Origin of the sequence: Sphingobacterium sp. ML3W (genome assembly GCF_029542085.1) — a bacterium.
GTDB lineage: Bacteria > Bacteroidota > Bacteroidia > Sphingobacteriales > Sphingobacteriaceae > Sphingobacterium.
The window spans coordinates 3372171-3389969 of record NZ_CP107036.1 but is presented as its reverse complement, the minus strand read 5'-3'; the positions used below and the strand labels follow the sequence as shown (position 1 = coordinate 3389969).

Genomic DNA, 17799 nt, shown 5'->3' with positions numbered 1-17799 from the left:
ATTGTACTAAGTTTATTGAACTAGCATATTTATTTCACATGGTTCTGCTAGAAGAAAGAGAATAACTATGCCTGCCGTTTGCAAGCCCTCAAACTTATCGATATCTGGAACATGGATAAGTGGCCGAGATTGTATCCATAATCGTTCAAATGAGAATATTTAAAGACAGATTTTTATTTTCTATTTACTAATAATTTTAGTAATTTTAAATTATGAATCCGTCAGAATATTTTAAAGGCAGAGGGGCACAGATCAACCCCAATAACAAATTTTTTTCCAATCAATATGTTCAGGAACATATTGAAGGTTTGGACGAAGAATTTCTTGGGGCCGAAAAAACACAGTTTATTCCGACACATCCGAAGTCCATTATCTCCAAATCCAATAGCCCAGACCTACGCTTTGAAAGGTCAATTAATCCGTACCAAGGCTGTGAGCATGGTTGTATTTATTGCTATGCCCGCAATTCGCATGAGTATTGGGGTTTTAGTGCCGGATTAGACTTCGAACGCAAAATCCTGGTCAAACACAATGCCTCTCAACTCTTGGAACATGAATTCCGCAAGTCAAGCTATCAGCCTGATTTGATTATGCTCTCAGGCAATACGGATTGCTACCAACCTATTGAACGGAAATTGGGGATCACACGCTCACTTTTAGAATTGATGCTTAAATACAGGAATCCAGTTTCCATTATCAGTAAGAATGTATTGATGCGACGAGATTTTGATCTCCTAGGTGAGCTTGCAGCACTAAATCTGGTATCTGTTGCCGTGACCATCAATTCGCTTCGTGAAGAGGTACGCCAAAAGATGGAGCCCAGGACCGCTACAGCATCTGCGCGGTTAAAACTGATCGAGGGATTGACGGGGATAGGCGTACCCGTGATGCTGATGATGGCACCCATTGTCCCGGGAATCAATAGCGACGAAATTTCAGATTTGATCCGCTCGGGTGCAGATGCGGGAGCAATTACGGCCTCCTATACGATTGTGCGGCTCAATGGACAGATCGGTGGTATCTTTAAGGAGTGGTTGTATCAGAATTATCCCGATCGCGCCGAGAAGGTCCTGCATTGGATCGAAGCTTGTCATGGTGGAAAAATTAACGATACTGATTTCGGACGGCGGATAAAAGGGGATGGTAATATGGCAGAGAGCCTGCAGCATTTATTTAAGCTTTCTGTTAAGAAATATATGGATAACGGGGTGCTTCCGCCCCTGAGAAGGGATCTTTTCCGCTTGCCCGATGCGGGAATGCAGTTGGGATTGTTTTAATAAAATAAAGGGCCAGATTCCTAAACGAATCTGGCCCTTTATTTTGACCGAAGACTGATAGCCTCCGAAATTATGAAGCCGATAAAACTGACTCACAAATTCTTACTTTTTTCTTTTAATCAATATATAGCTGATATATAGCAATAATAACCAGGCAGGGATCAGTTCAACTGGCAATTTCATGCCTGTTAACCACATGATACCCAGTACAGCGATCAGAAAGATCAGACAGATATAATTGCTCAATGGATATAGAAACGAAGGGAATTTCGTTTTTACATGTACATCGATTTTGTTTTTTCTAAAATATAAATGCGTGATTGAAATCATTACCCAGTTGATGATCAACGAAGATACAACCAGCGACATCAGGATCTCCAATGCATTCTTAGGTGCGACATAATTGATAAAAACACAGATCGCAGCAAATACTGCCGAAACCAAAATAGCATTTATAGGTGCATGATTTTTGTTTAGCTTAGACAAAAACTTGGGTGCATTACCCTGTTCAGCAAGCCCAAAGAGCATTCTACTATTACTGTAGACACTGCTATTGTAAACTGATAAGGCGGCGGTGAGCACGATCAGATTGAGTGCATTTGCGATAATTTTTGTGAAATAGAATGTTTTTCCGAATAATGTAAATTCAAAACCATTGAGTTTGTCAAACACCAGCACAAAAGGGCTTGTATCCGCGTTGATATTTGTCCATGGAGTAAGCGAAAACAAGATAATCAAAGCGCCTACATAAAAGATTAATATCCGGTAGATAACCTGATTGGTCGCTTTGGGGATATTTTTTTCCGGATGCTCGGCTTCGGCAGCAGTAATACCTACCAATTCGAGTCCACCAAAAGAAAACATGATCAGTGCCATGGCGGATAGCAGACCCTCATAGCTGCCATCTCCAGTCTGGTTAAACCAGCCTTTTGGAAAAAATCCACCATGCGAAGTGAGGTTGCTCAGGCTCGCCTGTTCACCTCCTGTACCACTAACCAGGAGATAGACACCAAAGACAATCATGGCAATAATAGCGACAACCTTAATGATTGAAAACCAAAATTCTGTCTCGCCATAAATTTTTACAGAAGCAAGGTTCAGGGCATTGATAGCGAAGAAGAAAAATAAGCTTGATCCCCATAATGGAATTTCCGGCCACCAGAATTGGACATATACTCCAATGGCTGTTAGTTCGGCCATGCTTACTAAAATATAGAGCACCCAGTAGTTCCAGCCAGAGGCGTAACCGGCAAAAGAACCCCAATATTTATTAGCGAAATAACTAAAGCTACCAGATACAGGTTCTTCAACCACCATTTCTCCCAATTGGCGCATAATGAAGAAAGCAATTATCCCTGCAAAGGCATAACCAAGTATCACCGCTGGTCCCGCTAGTGTAGCAGCTTTTCCTATTCCAAGAAACAATCCAGTTCCAATGGCGCCACCAAGAGCGATCAGCTGAATATGTCTATTTTGAAGTCCCCTTTTTAATTGTTTCGAATCCTTGTTATTCTGTTTCTCCATTTGTATGGTTAATACGGTTACTTATTTAGTGTCGACCAGTCTTGGTCCTGAATATTCTACTCATCTCTTTTCCAACGCGGGATTGAGATGAAAATCGGTTTATCTGCAAAGTACTACAAATTATTTAATTTGATACTACCGCATTTTGACCTAAGTGCATAAAGTTAATAAACACTTAGGTATTTTTATGCAGCTTAGGCTTTGCTTTTTGCTGGACTAGAAAGTAATCTTGATTAATACTACTGAAAGACAGGTTTTTAATAGAAAACGCTACCATGAGAATGGTAGCGTTTCATTTGTTCGTAGCTAGTGTGATTTTTGGCCACTCCACCTTAGAACGAAATTTTGTTTGTAAATGATACAATAAAAGATAAATTAATTTGCTTTCTGTGGTTTTTCCACTGTTCCGCAGCTGCATCCACAACCTTTGGAGCAACCTGATTTACCTTTCAGTGATTTACGGACATTTCTAACGACATACCATACAGCCGCTAACACCAAAATTCCAACGATGAGATATTGTACTGTTAAATTATCCATGATCTTTTATTTTTTATTTGTGAAAGTTGAAAAGTTCCCCAATCCACAATCTGTCAATTTATTTTAATAGCTGATAGGCAATCAAGGCACTGAAATAAGCCAGGCCTGTCATAAAACCAACTTGAATTAATGTCCATTTCCACGATCCTGTTTCCCTTTTTACCGCGGCTATTGTACTCATACATTGCATGGCAAAAGCATAAAATAAAAGCAGCGATATACCCGAAGCAAAATTGTAGGCCGGTAAGCCTGTGTTACGATTGATCTCGCTGCGCATCTTACTCAATACCGTTGTCTTGCTGGCTTCATCTTCGATATCAACCTCGTCTCCAAGGCTGTACACAGTTGCCATTGTTCCGACAAAAACTTCCCTTGCCGCAAATGAGGAGATCAAACCGATTCCCATTTTCCAGTCATAACCTAGAGGCTCTACAACAGGTTCAATTGCCATGCCAAGATAGCCAAGGAAGGAGTGTTCCAGTCGGTAAGAAGAGATCTCATGGTCAAGGTCGTCTCCCGAAAGATTAGGGTTGTTTTGCGTCACGTATTCCTCGGCCTTACTGAACTTGTCGTTCGGGCCAAAACTACCTAGTGCCCACAGAATAACAGAGATTGCCAAGATAATTTTACCTGCTCCGAAGACAAAACTTGATGTTTTCTCCCAAACATTTAAAACAACGTTTTTCCAGTCTGGAGATTTATAGGTCGGAAGTTCAAATATTAAAAAGGACTTGTGTTTGGATTTAATGATTTTGGTCAAGAGTATGGCCGAAAACAATGCTGCAAATATCCCGAGGAGGTACATGACAAATAAAACCATACCCTGCAATTGAAATCCTGCATATTTGGTGTCTGGAATAACCAATCCGATCAATACGATGTAGATGGGTAGACGGGCAGAACAGGTCATGAACGGCGTGACCAATATGGTGACAAGTCGTTCCTTTGCATTTTCGATATTACGTGCAGACATGACCGCTGGAACAGCACAGGCTACACCAGAGATTAAAGGTATAACGGATTTTCCGTTTAACCCGAAAGGTCTGAGCCAACGATCCATCAGGAAAACCACACGGCTCATATAGCCAGTCTCTTCCATAATGGAAATAAAAATGTATAAAATTACGATCTGTGGGATAAATATTACGATACCACCGATACCTTTGATAATACCATTGCTCAACAGATCCGTCAGAGGTCCTGCTGGCAAGGTTGTTTGGGTGTAGGCTGCGAAATCGCCAAAGAGACCATCAATAAAGTCCATAGCCGGTCCTGACCAGGTATAGATCGCCTGGAAAATCAGGAAGAGAATACCAAAGAAGATCAGATACCCAAAGATTGGATGGAGCAATATTTTGTCGATCGCGTTTGTCTTGTTTTTGTTGGAAGCATCGTCCTTGGTATAGATTTCAGCTAAGTTGCCATCTAAGGATTTGCTTCGAAGAATGGCCTCTTCTTTCTGTAGTTTCTCCGCTTTTAACTGATGCTTGTCCCGAATTTGCTGAATCGAATCGTTTTTTTCTTTCGATAGAAAAGAGACCTCCCCTTTAGCCAGATACTGCCAGGTATGGTATTCAGTGTCCAAAGGAAACAGTCTTTTGGTTTCTTCCAATGCTTCGTTTGCTATTGGGGGCAACTGAAATTTGCTGACATACATCGGCGGGGTAGCATCGAAATTCTTGATCAACTGATCGATACCCTGTCCCGTACGTGCATTTGTTTCGTAAACTTTTGTATTAAGTAGCTGTTCAAGCTTTGGGATATCTATACTTATTCCTTTTTCTTTGGCCTCATCGATCATATTGATGACAAAGATGGCCGGAAGCCCGAGCTCTCGTGCTTGTTGATAGAGGATGACAGACCTTTTCAGGTTTGTTGGTTCGGCGACAACAATAACAAGGTTTGGTCTAAAACTGTTTTCTTTGTTGACCAAGGTATTGAAGACGACTTCTTCGTCCATTGAACTCGGAAACAAGGTATAGGTTCCTGGAAGGTCAATAATACGATAGGTTTTGTTGTTGGCTTTAACTTGTCCTTCACGTTTTTCTACAGTGATACCAGGATAGTTTCCTACTTTCTGATTTAATTTTGTAATCCGGTTAAAAAGGGATGTTTTACCCACGTTTGGATTACCCAAAAGTGCAATAATCGGGTTATTCATTATTTCTGATCAATAAGGATGACTTTAGCTTCGGATTTGCGAATGGCAATCAAGGCGTTATTAGCAATAATATTTAAACATATAGGACCATCTAAAGGTGCGATATGTTTCACTTCTACTTCTGTACCAGGCACAAAACCTAATTCGAAAAATTTAGCTGGAATATCGTGCGAATCAAAATCAATAATCACCGCTTTTTCCCCTTTTTTTAGCTTGTCTAAGCTAGTTTTATTACGCATCTACCTAATTTTTTGTATTCTCCAAATATACAGATTTTCTACCATTTAGAATGATTCTAATGTCATAGTTATGTATTTAGCGCAAAAAACAGCTATCTTTACGAGTAAAAGGGATTAATTATCAACCAAAATGAAAATCGAGGACGAAATCAAAGTAAGTAAATTCAGTAATGAATGGCATCGTTGTACCGTAAACATTCTATATACGTACAATTGGCTGAATAATGAACTTGAACAAAGAGCAGCCGAAGAAGGGATCACTTTGAAACAATTTAATGTCTTACGTATCCTCCGAGGCCAATATCCAAAACCTGCAACCAATAACCTGATCAAATCAAGAATGCTAAGTACAACACCCGATATTTCCCGTATGATAGATCGGATGGTGACGAAAGGACTTGTTTCCCGCTGTCAATCGGGTGGTGATAAACGCGCCGTTGATCTGGTTATCACCGATAAAGGCCTGAAGATCCTTGAAAATCTCGAAGAGCCGATGCTGATGACGGATATTTTAACCAATAGAATCAGTGAAAAGGAAGCAATCCAGCTCAGCACTTTATTGGACAAGCTAAGAGGCTAATTAATGTGCATGGTCATGGTGGTCATGATCATGCAACTCTTGATGGCCTTCATCATGTCCATGTGCATGGTCGTGTTCACCGCCAAAAGCAAAACTTGCCAGAGCAATGGCCACACCGGCAATTACTGCAATCATCTTTCTTTTGTTGAATTTATGATGGTCTATAGATCCGGACTCGAACAATATTGTCGTGGATATATGCAGAAATATACCAATTACCACAGCCATGATTTTATCAAAATATTGTTGAATATTACCCACCTCACCGGCACTAATTGCTTTACTCAATAGAAAGCCGAAAGGAGTCATAGCGGCGAAGAGCGCCAGTGTGATGATAATCGTATTTTTTTTCAGGTGTGTGCTGATCAAGATGCTGCCTAGGGCAAATGCAGCTGGAATATGATGGATCGAAATCCCTAATGCAAGTTCGGTCTGATGTGTTGCCGCCAATGGCATTCCCTCCAGAAAGGCATGTAGACATAAACTAAACATTATACCGATCGGAAAACTATGGCTGTGATGACCATTCTCATTTTCGGTATGGATATGCCCATGTTCAATTCCCTGCGAAAATTGCTCAAGGAATAACTGGAATAGAAAGCCTCCAAGTACATAGATACCCAATATTTCGGGTGAGGTGTTTGTCGACTGATAAACATGTGGAATTAAATGCAGTACAGTAATGGAGAATAGGTAAGCCCCACTAAAAGAAAGGATCAATTTTAGAAAATTTGTCCCTTTTTTCTGTACAAAAAAGACAGCGATACCACTTGCAAATGCAGGTACGAATAAAATTAAAATCAATAAAATTGAATTCATTATACTTGTTCAGTTTTAAAAAAGCTAGGCACGAACCGCTTAAACAGATAGCCTGTAGCCAACCCAACGAGGATTCCCAACGCGGAGCCACAGAGTATATCAAACGGGTAATGAACACCAACATAGATTTGGGAGACTGAAATCAGGAATGCCCAGGCAATACACAACCAAAGTACATATTTCCATCTTCTTCGGAATAGCACAATCCAAAAGAAAGCCAAGGAAAAGTGATTGGCCGCATGAGAGGATGTAAAGCTAAATCCGGAGCCACATCGTACCCGGATATTGACATTTTCCTTAAACTCCACATCATTGCAGGGCCTGATTCTTTTGACAGTTTTTTTGATCAAATGAGATGAGATACCATCGGAAATACCGAAAGTAGCCAATGTCATCGCCACAATCAGTATACCTGTTTTTCCATAGGTTTTGATGAAAAAAATAACCAGAAATAGATACAATGGAGCCCATGTGTACGGATTACGCAATATAGGCAACAGCCAATCAAATACAGGGTTACTTAAACCTTGATTGATGGCAAGAAAAATTTCTTGGTCGATGTGTACTAATTGTTGAATCATAAATCTTGTTGATTACAATGAAATTCCCAAACTTTTAAAAACTCGCTTTTCAAAAGTAAAAATAATTTCATTGCAAACGATTGTTTCTTTTAAAAACAACTTTGTTGCAACAAAGGTACATTAAATATTCAATAATTATAATTTTAATTCGATATTTTATTGCCATAATGCTAAATTTACACGTTAATCAATTCAAAGGAAATGACTTTAATTAAATCAATCTCAGGAATCCGAGGTACGATAGGCGGTCGTGCGGGAGAAGGACTTACGCCGATAGATATCGTTAAATTTACAGCTGCTTACGGAACTATCATCGTAAAGCAAAGCGGAATAAAGAAAATTGTGGTTGGAAGGGATGCCCGTGTTTCTGGCGAAATGGTCAGCAACCTGGTTATTGGAACCCTGCAAAGTATCGGTGTTGATGTGATTGATTTGGGATTATCGACAACACCAACAGTAGAGATTGCTGTTCCCCTGGAAAAAGCAGCTGGTGGTATTATCCTGACAGCGTCGCATAACCCAGGACAATGGAATGCGCTTAAACTGTTAAATGCGAAAGGCGAATTTATATCTGATGCGGAAGGTCAGGAAGTATTAGCCCTTGGAGAATCCCTGGATTTTGATTTTTCTGCTGTGGAAGAACTAGGATCAGTGCACAAAGATTATTCTTACCTACAAAAACATGTTGATGCTGTTTTGGCATTGGAATATGTAGATAAGGAAGCAATCAAAGCGGCGAACTTTAAAGTTGCTTTGGATGCGGTGAATAGCACGGGTGGTACATTTATCCCGGCTTTGTTGGATGCGCTTGGTGTGCAGACAATTTATAAAATTCACTGTGAGCCTAATGGTAATTTTCCGCATAATCCAGAACCTTTAAAAGAACATTTGACAGATTTATCTGCTGCTGTAATCGAAAATAAAGCTGATTTGGGAATTGCCGTTGATCCAGATGTGGACCGTTTGGTCTTTATGATGGAAGATGGGGAGTTATTTGGTGAGGAATATACACTTGTTGCAGTTGCAGATTATCTCTTACAACATAAAAAAGGTAATACGGTTTCCAATTTATCATCTACACGTGCATTGCGCGATGTAACCAAAGCACATGGTGGTGAATATTATGCTGCTGCCGTTGGCGAGGTCAATGTGGTTACTAAAATGAAAGAAGTAGATGCAGTGATCGGTGGTGAAGGTAACGGTGGGGTAATCTATCCAGCCTCACACTATGGTCGTGATGCTTTGGTAGGTGTAGCTATTTTTCTGACGCATTTGGCTAAATTGGGCAAGAAAGCTTCTGAATACCGTGCTTCACTACCACAATATTTCATGTCTAAGAATAAGATCACGTTGACTCCAGAACTGGATATCGACAATCTTTTGGCGAAAATGGAGGAGAAATATAAAAATGAAGAACACAGTACCATCGATGGTCTGAAAATAGACTTTGAAAATGAATGGGTGCATTTGCGTAAATCCAATACCGAACCAATCATTCGGATCTACTCTGAAGGACCGACACCGGAAGCCGCTGAGCAGATTGCGCAGAAAATCATTCGCGAGATCGAAGAAATAATTAAATAAAAACAAAAAGCTGCATCCGCAGCTTTTTGTTTTATGATCTACATGGAAAGATATTTCCACAAAATAAAAACACGTTTTCATAATTTATGATAAAAAAAACCTTTATAGCGATTTATTGTTTTTTGAGTCTATTTTTATTTACGGTTCCCCTGATGGCCCAGGAACCCCTTGATGCGATCAATAAGACATTAGATACCTGGCACAAATCTTCAGGCGAGGTGAAGTTTGGCCCCTTTATCAATTCACTTGCGACAGATGCGGTAATATTGGGTGCCGACCGGGAGGAACGTTGGGATAAAAACCATAGCGATAAATTCTCTGAGCAGTATTTTAACCCCAAATATGCCTGGAATTATACCTACCAAAACAGATCTGTCCATTTTAATAACGACAGTACAACAGCATGGTTTGACGAAACCTTTAAGATAAACACAAAGTACTTTCGTGGTACTGGTGTATTGAGCAAAATAGACCATGAATGGAAAATTCAACAATATAATCTGTCTATGCTCGCACCTTATCAGGAGGTCAAATCTGCTATTGGCGGAAAGCTGGGGCACAATGTTCATAATAATGTACTCCTGGTAATGGTGTTGTTTTTCTTTATGGCGATGCTGTTTGTCCTAAGTCAACGGTTAAAGATATCCTATCCCATTTTATTGGTTATTGGGGGCTTAGGGATTTCTCTTATTCCTGGAGCGCCCGTGATAAGCATAGATCCCGATATTGTTTTTTTGGTGTTTTTGCCACCCTTGCTGTTTGAAGCAGCCTGGTATACCAACTGGAACAATTTTCTGAAATGGCGCCGATCTATTTTCATCATGGGTTTTGGTCTTGTCTTTTTTACATCCTTGGCAATTGCTTATTTTTCAGTCAGTATTATTCCAGGCTTCACCTTGGCTTTAGGTTTTCTTTTGGGTGGTATTATTTCTCCACCGGATGCTGTAGCCGCAAGTTCAGTATTAAAAGGCGTGAGTATACCCAAACGCGGTATCGCTATCCTGGAGGGGGAGAGTTTGGTTAATGATGCGGCTTCTTTGACAGTGTTTCGGTTTGCTTCCATCGCTATCCTAACGGGGCAATTTGCGATGGGTACAGCAACAACTCAATTTCTTGTGCTGTCAGTCATGGGTGTTGTTGTTGGACTTGTGATCGGCCATATCTTGTATTTCTTCTTGCGTTATGTCGCTAAGTCCTCCAGTATATCAACCCCCATTACACTGATCGCCCCTTACCTAATGTATATCGTTGCCGAACATTTTGAATGGTCAGGCGTCTTGGCAGTGGTCAGTGGTGGTTTATTTCTTTCTTTCCGGGCAGGTGATTATCTCAATTATCATACTCGTATCCAAACCAAGGAGGTGTGGGCAACAATAGGGTTTCTACTGAACGGTTTTGTTTTTATTCTGATCGGTCTTGAACTTCCGGTGATCATCAATGGATTGGGTGAATACTCCATGGAAGAGGCTATCGATTTTTCTTTGGCCATCTGTGTTATTGTTATTGTTTTGCGATTGGTGGCCGTTTATCTTTCGGCTTATGTTCCACGCTTATTGTTCAAAAGAGTTCGCATCAGAGAAAAAGGTCCGGGGTGGAAACTGCCATTGATCGTCGGTTGGGCTGGTATGCGAGGTGTCGTTTCACTTGCCTCAGCCCTGGCTATCCCGATGACGTTATATGATGGAACAGCTTTCCCGCATCGTAATCTTATTTTGTTTATCACTTTTGTCGTTATTCTGGTGACTCTGGTGTTTCAGGGACTTACACTGCCCCTGCTGATAAAATTGATCAAGATCGAGGAGGTTGATGAGCAGGTGCCGATGGAAGAGCAAATTGATGAAATCCGTGTTAGGCTCGGTAGAGACGCTATAGCCTATCTCGATAAGCATTATGCCAAGGAGATGATGGAGTACGAGACAATCGCACGGGTAAAAGAACAGCTTATCCGAAGTATAAATGCATCTGAACGGGCCAAAGAAGAGGATACCCGAGCACAGCTATCAGCCGTTCGGGGATTGTACAATAAAATTATGCTCGAAATTCTGGTTGTACGTCGCAACGGATTAGCGAAGATGAAAGAAAGCAAAGAGTACGACAGTGATGTTATCAAAGATCTGGAATATTCATTGGATTTAGAAGAGTCGCGCCTGACGCGCAAATAAGCTGATTCTTCCTCCAAATGCCGGAAGGCTCAAAACTGCCTAAAGGCTCAAAGGCTCAAAAAATAGCAAGGTTGGTCTATTGGACCAGCCTTGCTATTTTTCCTTTATCTCCAGCCAGAAAGACGGCTTTACCTTTCTTAGCCTTCTGCACCGCATTGTAGCTTTCCTGGGAGATCGTATGCCATGTTTTTCCTTTGTCCGCTGACAGATCCGTTCCCGAGGTTCCGGTACAGATCAGTTGTTTGTTCGAAAGATAAATTACAGCTGATTTAAAACCCGATACTGGTTGACTTGAAGCCTGCCAGGTTTTGCCACCATCATTGCTCAAAAAACAGGCTTTTTCCTTGTTTTTGTCATTTCTGTAATCACCACCAACGACGATCCCTGACTTAGGTGAACTAAATGCAATGGAAAAAGGGCCAGTGCTATTTTGCCCTTGCGTGATGGGGCAACTGTAACGCTGCCAGGTGTCCCCCTGATCACTGCTCGTGTAAATATTGGAAACCGTTCCGCCAGTTGCGATCCAGAAATCTCCGGTTGCAAGACTAAATATGGATGTACCACTGGCGGCAAAACCAGCCTCACCTTCTAAAATGGTATAGCTTAGATTGGAGGATATATCCTTCCAGGTCACTCCAAAATCTGTTGTTTTTAATAGAGGCATCTTCCCGTTGATGGCATCGCCAAAAGCGATACCAACACCTTTTGGTGTAAAAGCAAAGCCATCATAAAATATTTCAGGTCGTGTATCTTTAAAAACCTCTTTCCAGCTTCTACCCGCATCAGTTGTAAGCAATACTAAGGCTGGAGAACCTGCTGAAATAATGAGGGCCTGATTTTCATCAAAAGCTTCGATATCCCTAAAGTCTATCTTTTCATAACCGATTGGATTGACCCACTGCCAATTTTTTCCAGCATCGGTACTCAAGCCTACTGTGCCATTGCTTCCGCTGACCCAAAGTGTTTGGTCATCGACAACACTTAGTCCCCGATAGCTGCTATTGCGTTCTTGGTTCAACAGCTGAATTGTGTTTTTTTGTGCAGATAGACTTTCAATAAGAAAGACCTGAGCGAGAAAGAGAAGAAATAGTGGTTTCATGTGGTTATACTAGTTATTGCAATAAATTCAGTTGTATTATTGCAGTAAATCCATTCGCATTGTTATGGTAAATCTACGCATATTATTTAGACAAATCTACATCCCTGCGGGATGCTTTACGTCCTTTTTTCAATATCGTTTTCCTCAATAGGAGTAAGCCAACTGTCATTTTTCTTGGCGATTTGAAATAGGGGATACTTAATATCACAAGCAAGGATATACAGGCCGATGTTCCCAATGCACCACCATATCCATTGAAAAACTTACTGGTGTTGAGTAGGATGGTGGTAAAGATAACACCCGCTAGCGAAAGTCCAAAATAGGTAGACAGCTGTGTTTTGGATACCATACCAATAAAAGATGCACCGATAAATACGGCCGGAATATACTGTGTGAGATAGGTGGAGAGTAGATGGGGAAAGAAATATAGGAAGCCGGATACGATTAACGTCAGTAATGCGGAGGAGCGTACTGCGCCCTGTTTGTATTTTGTGTTTACATAATATGTCGCTGTACTTCCGATAATTCCAACAAGATATAGAATGAATGTTTCCATGTTATTTGAAAAGATAAAGTAGTAAATAGGTAAGCGAAACACCGAGGAAAGCCAGTGTCCCCAATTTGCCACCGACACCATTCAGTAAGCTTTTTGAAATGACCAGAAAGACTGCGGTAAAGACACTCGCCGTCAATATAAAAGAAAAACCATGAGCAACTTGGGAACTCGACATACCTACAAAAGCACCACAATAGATGGCTGCAGGAAGATGGGGAAGGTAGCCGGAATCTTTATTGATATTGGGAATGAACGACGCCAATGTACCCGTCAGTGCAGCCCCCATGACTGGCCCGAGACCAAAAATCTGATTAAAGTAATAGGAGATGATAGCACCTATTGGCACCCAAACCGCAATTTTGATCGACTCATATTCATGGATGTGGTGGTGTATCGGCGATTTGAGATAACTATATAAGATGAATAGGGAAAGTAATCCGATGAATGACAGTACAATATATGAGTTGGTGTTTTCAACAAAGATGGCGACTAGAAAGAGTGCCTGGATAACAAATAATAAGCAAATACTTAAAATTCTAAACTTCTGCCTGGCTTGCATTTATTTCAAATTTCGGCAAAGTTATCAATTATTTGTCTATTCTATAGGTAGATTTTCTTTTTATCAGGATCGGATCGGGCACAAACTGTTGGATATCGCCAAAATGTTATCAATTATTTGTCTATTCTACAGGTAGATTTTCTTTTTATCAGAATTGGGTCGAGAACAACTTGCTCGATATCTTCATAAGGATCTTTTTGTTTGACCATCTTCAAAAAGAGTTTAGCACATTCTTCGCCCATTTTGTTGGCCTGTTGATCGATACTTGATAAAGTCGGCGTAATAAACGAAGAGAAAGTCTGGTTCGCAAAACCGATGACACCGGTCGCTGGAATAGCAATCTCAGCTGCTTTCAGCGCTTGGATAATCCCCACGGCTGTAAAGTCGTCACCACCAATGATAGCATCCGGTTGAATGGAAGATTGCAAGATCTGTTCCGTACCTTTAATCCCCGCTTCAATAGATAGCTCCCCACGGACAATAAGATCATCCAGTTGCGGAAGATTAGCCTCTTTTAAGGCTGTTTCAAAACCACTGAAACGATCTTGAAAGATAGCGATTTCTTTGTTTGTGGTGATAAAGCCAATATTTTTATACCCTTGTTCAATCAGGTGTTTGGTCGCCAGATAGCCCGCCTCAAAATCGTTCAATTTGACTACTGGCGCCGCAATGTCCCGGTGTGTACGGTCAAAGATGATTAGACATTTGCCCTGCTTGATGACCTCCTGAAAATGCGTTATTTGCTGAGTTTCTAAAGAGATTGAAGCAATGATACCATCCACTTGTGCTTCCAGTAAGGTTTTGACACCATTTACCTCATCCGAATAAGATTCATTCGATTGATAAAGCAGCAGGCTATAGTTGTGTTTCTTTAATTCTTTTTCAATACTGTGAACAGCCTCAGCAAAAAAATGGATTTGCATTGTAGGTACGATAACACCAATCGTATTGGAGCGCCCCGAAGAGAGTGAAGACGCGATTTTATTGACACTGTAATTCAGCTCTTTTGCTTTCGCAAGGACCAACTGTCGCGTAGCTTCACTAATGGTGGGTACATTATTCAAGGCACGGGAAACCGTTGAAACCGTGATTCCAAGTGCCCGGGCAATATCATAAATCGTTGTTTTTTTATTCACGCCCCAAAGTAAATAATTTTATTGAATATTTTGGAAAATTCAGAAACATATCCTACTTTTATGCAACCGGTTGCAAAATTGTTTCCGCTATTTGTTTTAATAACCAGTTTAAAAAAATCAGATGTATTTTTTAGGTATAGATATTGGTACTTCTTCAGTAAAGGTTTCCATTGTCGAAGCATCCTCACAACGAAAGATCTGCTCCGCGCAGTATCCCTCTGTTGAAGCACCCATTTATTCGCCACAACCCGGTTGGGCAGAGCAGGATCCCTGCGATTGGTGGGTCTATTTCAAACAGGCCCTTTCCAAGGCAAATGCTTCCGGGCTGTATGATCCCAAACAAATCACAGCGATTGGTATCGCTTATCAAATGCATGGACTCGTTGTTGTCGATAAGGATCAGCAGGTATTGCGCAATGCGATTATCTGGTGTGATAGTCGTGCTGTCACGTTGGGAAATAAAGCTTTTGAAGAGATAGGGAAGGATTTTAACTTAACACACCATCTCAATTCTCCGGGTAATTTTACAGCTTCCAAACTGGCTTGGGTAAAAGCGAATGAGCCCGAAATCTATCAGAAAATTGACAAGATCATGCTTCCTGGTGATTTTATTGCCATGAAACTTTCAGGCACCATCAGCACATCCATATCTGCTTTATCGGAGGGCATATTCTGGGATTTTCAACAGAATGAGCTGTCGGCTACCCTGATGGACTATTATGGTTTTGACCCAAATCTGATTCCGGCAATACTACCTGTTTTTGCTGAGCACGGTCAAGTTAAACGCGCTGTGGCAGAAGAGTTGGGGTTATCACCCCAAGTAACGATCAATTACAAGGCCGGAGATCAACAGAATAATGCGCTTTCCTTGAATGTACTTCACCCCGGTGAAGTAGCAGCCACAGCGGGTACTTCGGGTGTTATCTATGGGGTAAGCGACCAACTGATTGCCGACCGCGAGTCACGTGTCAATACATTTGCACATGTCAACTACCGCAAAGATGAAGTCCGGACAGGTGTATTGCTCTGTATCAATGGTACCGGGATTATGAACAGCTGGGGCCGGAAGCTCTTGGGAAAAGAGTTATCCTACGATCAGATCAATACTATGGCTGCAACCGCACCTATTGGAAGCCAGGGATTGCAGGTTATCCCATTTGGAAACGGAGCCGAACGTATGTTGAATAATCAACTGGTGGGTGCATCGATCACATCCATTGATCTGAATAGACATGAAACCGCAGATATCCTGCGGGCGATTCAGGAGGGAATAGCATTTGCCTTTCGCTATGGACTGGATATTATGCGTGAAAATGGGTTATATCCGCAGATGATCCGTGCCGGACACGCCAATTTATTCCTCAGTCCAGTATTCCGGGAGGCTTTTGTGGGTGCTACGAATGTCCCAGTAGAAGTATATGATCATGACGGAAGTGTTGGTGCAGCCATGGGAGCAGGCATCGGCAGCAGCTATTATACTGATCTCACCGAAGCTTTCAGGAACTTAAAGCCCGTGTATTCCGTAGCACCTAAACATGTTGATCAATATGATGAAAATTATCAACAATGGAAAGGAATTTTAGAAACAAAAATCAAAACAAAATAAAATGAATATTATCAAAGGACAAAAAGAGTTTTTTAAAGGAATCGGACAGATCGAATTTGAAGGACAGGAAAGTAAAAATCCATTTGCTTTTCGTTATTACAACCCAAAACAAGTCGTTGCAGGTAAAACGATGGAAGAGTATTTTAAATTTGCCTGTTCCTATTGGCATTCCTTCAATGGTGACGGATCCGATCCATTTGGCGGGTCAACCCACAGATTCCCCTGGGATGAGAGTAATGACCCGATCACACGTGCAAAAGATAAGATGGATGCTGCTTTTGAATTTATCAGCAAAATGAATATTCCATACTACTGTTTTCATGATGTAGACTTGGTGGATTATACGGATAATGTGCTGGAAAACGAAAAAAGACTGGCAACAATCGTTGACTACGCGAAAGAGAAACAGCAGGCGAGCGGTGTCAAGCTTCTTTGGGGTACAGCCAATCTCTTTAGTCACAGACGTTACATGAATGGCGCCGCGACCAATCCGGATTTTCAGGTATTGACTCATGGTGCTGCACAGGTAAAAGCGGCATTGGATGCTACCATTGCACTTGGTGGTGAAAACTACGTGTTCTGGGGTGGACGGGAAGGTTACATGAGCTTGCTGAATACCAATATGAAAAGGGAGCAGGAACATCTTGCACAGTTTTTACATCTGGCTAAAGATTATGCCCGAAAAAATGGTTTCAAAGGAACATTCTTTATCGAACCAAAACCATGTGAACCGACCAAACATCAATATGACTATGATGCGGCCACTGTATTGGGCTTTTTGAGACAGTATGATCTATTGGACGATTTCAAACTCAATCTTGAAGTAAACCATGCAACTTTAGCTGGGCATACCTTCCAACATGAATTGCAGGTTGCTATTGATGCCGGAAAACTGGGATCCATTGATGCCAATCGTGGTGATTATCAAAATGGCTGGGATACCGACCAATTTCCTAATGATATCAATGAACTGACCGAGTCCATGCTGATCATTTTAGAAGGTGGCGGCTTCCAGGGTGGTGGTGTTAATTTTGATGCCAAAATCCGTCGTAACTCGACTGATCCTCAAGATTTATTCTACGCACATATCGGCGGAATGGATCTTTTCGCACGGGCTTTGCTTACTGCTGAACGTATCTTGGAAGACGGTGAATACCGTAAAATAAGAACAGACCGTTATGCGTCCTTCGATAGTGGCAATGGTGCCTCTTTTGAGAAAGGTGCCCTGACTTTGGAGTCTTTAAGAGATTTAGCTGTAGAATTTGGTGAGCCACAAACGATCAGTGGAAGACAGGAGTATTTAGAAAATTTGATCAATAGATATATATAGTTATTTAAAATATTTCTATATTAGGCGATCAAATTAAACCAATTAC

At 41.2% G+C, this 17799-nt stretch carries 16 protein-coding genes; 6 read left to right on the top strand and 10 right to left on the bottom strand.

The window, feature by feature from the left end; genetic code table 11:
* Nucleotides 1-212: 212 nt before the first annotated feature.
* On the top strand, nt 213-1277 hold the full coding sequence (locus OGI71_RS14300) for a PA0069 family radical SAM protein (protein WP_282249809.1): 1065 nt from the start codon (nt 213-215) through the stop codon (nt 1275-1277).
* A gap of 102 nt (nt 1278-1379) precedes the next feature.
* Here the strand turns inward: OGI71_RS14300 and OGI71_RS14295 are convergent, their stop codons facing one another.
* The 4 genes from OGI71_RS14295 to OGI71_RS14280 form a co-directional block, all read right to left on the bottom strand.
* Nucleotides 1380-2801 (bottom strand): amino acid permease, encoded by a 1422-nt coding sequence (locus OGI71_RS14295; RefSeq protein ID WP_282249808.1) that lies wholly within the window; start codon nt 2799-2801, stop codon nt 1380-1382.
* A gap of 375 nt (nt 2802-3176) precedes the next feature.
* Nucleotides 3177-3341, bottom strand: coding sequence for a FeoB-associated Cys-rich membrane protein (locus OGI71_RS14290; RefSeq protein WP_120259094.1), 165 nt, complete (start codon nt 3339-3341; stop codon nt 3177-3179).
* 58 nt (nt 3342-3399) lie between these two features.
* Nucleotides 3400-5502, bottom strand: a complete 2103-nt coding sequence (gene feoB, locus OGI71_RS14285; RefSeq protein WP_282249805.1) for a ferrous iron transport protein B — start codon at nt 5500-5502, stop codon at nt 3400-3402.
* Nucleotides 5502-5741, bottom strand: a complete 240-nt coding sequence (locus OGI71_RS14280; RefSeq protein ID WP_223583452.1) for a FeoA family protein — start codon at nt 5739-5741, stop codon at nt 5502-5504. Before OGI71_RS14280 ends, feoB begins: the two co-directional genes overlap by 1 nt.
* Nucleotides 5742-5871: 130 nt before the next feature.
* On the opposite strand from OGI71_RS14280, the gene OGI71_RS14275 reads away from it, so the two are divergent.
* Complete coding sequence (locus OGI71_RS14275; RefSeq protein WP_282249803.1) at nt 5872-6321, top strand: MarR family transcriptional regulator; 450 nt, start codon at nt 5872-5874, stop codon at nt 6319-6321.
* Here the strand turns inward: OGI71_RS14275 and OGI71_RS14270 are convergent, their stop codons facing one another.
* Together OGI71_RS14270 and OGI71_RS14265 are read right to left on the bottom strand one after the other, a co-directional pair.
* A complete protein-coding gene (locus OGI71_RS14270; protein WP_282249802.1) occupies nt 6322-7140 on the bottom strand; it encodes a ZIP family metal transporter in 819 nt (272 codons plus the stop codon).
* Entirely contained in the window at nt 7140-7721 is a 582-nt protein-coding gene (locus tag OGI71_RS14265) for a phosphatase PAP2 family protein (protein WP_282249800.1), read from the bottom strand. Before OGI71_RS14265 ends, OGI71_RS14270 begins: the two co-directional genes overlap by 1 nt.
* A gap of 201 nt (nt 7722-7922) precedes the next feature.
* Between OGI71_RS14265 and glmM the strand changes: the two genes are divergently transcribed.
* Together glmM and OGI71_RS14255 are read left to right on the top strand one after the other, a co-directional pair.
* Entirely contained in the window at nt 7923-9305 is a 1383-nt protein-coding gene (glmM, locus tag OGI71_RS14260) for a phosphoglucosamine mutase (RefSeq protein WP_282249799.1), read from the top strand.
* Nucleotides 9306-9391: 86 nt separating this feature from the next.
* Nucleotides 9392-11467, top strand: a complete 2076-nt coding sequence (locus OGI71_RS14255) for a Na+/H+ antiporter (RefSeq protein ID WP_282249798.1) — start codon at nt 9392-9394, stop codon at nt 11465-11467.
* Nucleotides 11468-11543: 76 nt separating this feature from the next.
* On the opposite strand, the gene OGI71_RS14250 is transcribed toward OGI71_RS14255, so the two are convergent.
* From OGI71_RS14250 to OGI71_RS14235, 4 genes are all read right to left on the bottom strand, one after another.
* Nucleotides 11544-12566 carry an oxidoreductase gene (locus OGI71_RS14250; protein WP_282249797.1) on the bottom strand — a complete coding sequence of 341 codons (1023 nt, stop codon included), beginning with the start codon at nt 12564-12566 and terminating at the stop codon, nt 11544-11546.
* A gap of 82 nt (nt 12567-12648) precedes the next feature.
* On the bottom strand, nt 12649-13122 hold the full coding sequence (locus OGI71_RS14245; RefSeq protein ID WP_282249795.1) for a hypothetical protein: 474 nt from the start codon (nt 13120-13122) through the stop codon (nt 12649-12651).
* Between the two features lies 1 nt (nt 13123).
* Complete coding sequence (locus OGI71_RS14240) at nt 13124-13681, bottom strand: hypothetical protein (protein WP_282249793.1); 558 nt, start codon at nt 13679-13681, stop codon at nt 13124-13126.
* A 113-nt stretch (nt 13682-13794) separates the two neighbouring features.
* The gene (locus OGI71_RS14235; protein WP_282249792.1) at nt 13795-14817 is read right to left on the bottom strand and encodes a LacI family DNA-binding transcriptional regulator; all 1023 of its coding nucleotides are present in this window, start codon (nt 14815-14817) and stop codon (nt 13795-13797) included.
* Between the two features lie 121 nt (nt 14818-14938).
* Between OGI71_RS14235 and OGI71_RS14230 the strand changes: the two genes are divergently transcribed.
* On the top strand, nt 14939-16423 hold the full coding sequence (locus OGI71_RS14230; protein WP_282249791.1) for an FGGY family carbohydrate kinase: 1485 nt from the start codon (nt 14939-14941) through the stop codon (nt 16421-16423).
* A gap of 1 nt (nt 16424) precedes the next feature.
* Nucleotides 16425-17753 carry a xylose isomerase gene (gene xylA, locus OGI71_RS14225; protein ID WP_282249789.1) on the top strand — a complete coding sequence of 443 codons (1329 nt, stop codon included), beginning with the start codon at nt 16425-16427 and terminating at the stop codon, nt 17751-17753.
* Nucleotides 17754-17799: the final 46 nt, after the last annotated feature.

Bases quoted from the DNA above. Each gene is read 5' to 3' on its own strand.
- OGI71_RS14245 (WP_282249795.1), bottom strand. From the start codon at position 13,122: ATGGAAACATTCATTCTATATCTTGTTGGAATTATCGGAAGTACAGCG.
- OGI71_RS14290 (WP_120259094.1), bottom strand. From the start codon at position 3,341: ATGGATAATTTAACAGTACAATATCTCATCGTTGGAATTTTGGTGTTA.
- OGI71_RS14270 (WP_282249802.1), bottom strand. From the start codon at position 7,140: ATGAATTCAATTTTATTGATTTTAATTTTATTCGTACCTGCATTTGCA.
- glmM (WP_282249799.1), top strand. From the start codon at position 7,923: ATGACTTTAATTAAATCAATCTCAGGAATCCGAGGTACGATAGGCGGT.
- OGI71_RS14295 (WP_282249808.1), bottom strand. From the start codon at position 2,801: ATGGAGAAACAGAATAACAAGGATTCGAAACAATTAAAAAGGGGACTT.
- OGI71_RS14250 (WP_282249797.1), bottom strand. From the start codon at position 12,566: ATGAAACCACTATTTCTTCTCTTTCTCGCTCAGGTCTTTCTTATTGAA.
- xylA (WP_282249789.1), top strand. From the start codon at position 16,425: ATGAATATTATCAAAGGACAAAAAGAGTTTTTTAAAGGAATCGGACAG.
- feoB (WP_282249805.1), bottom strand. From the start codon at position 5,502: ATGAATAACCCGATTATTGCACTTTTGGGTAATCCAAACGTGGGTAAA.
- OGI71_RS14275 (WP_282249803.1), top strand. From the start codon at position 5,872: ATGAAAATCGAGGACGAAATCAAAGTAAGTAAATTCAGTAATGAATGG.
- OGI71_RS14300 (WP_282249809.1), top strand. From the start codon at position 213: ATGAATCCGTCAGAATATTTTAAAGGCAGAGGGGCACAGATCAACCCC.
- OGI71_RS14255 (WP_282249798.1), top strand. From the start codon at position 9,392: ATGATAAAAAAAACCTTTATAGCGATTTATTGTTTTTTGAGTCTATTT.
- OGI71_RS14280 (WP_223583452.1), bottom strand. From the start codon at position 5,741: ATGCGTAATAAAACTAGCTTAGACAAGCTAAAAAAAGGGGAAAAAGCG.
- OGI71_RS14230 (WP_282249791.1), top strand. From the start codon at position 14,939: ATGTATTTTTTAGGTATAGATATTGGTACTTCTTCAGTAAAGGTTTCC.
- OGI71_RS14240 (WP_282249793.1), bottom strand. From the start codon at position 13,681: ATGCAAGCCAGGCAGAAGTTTAGAATTTTAAGTATTTGCTTATTATTT.
- OGI71_RS14265 (WP_282249800.1), bottom strand. From the start codon at position 7,721: ATGATTCAACAATTAGTACACATCGACCAAGAAATTTTTCTTGCCATC.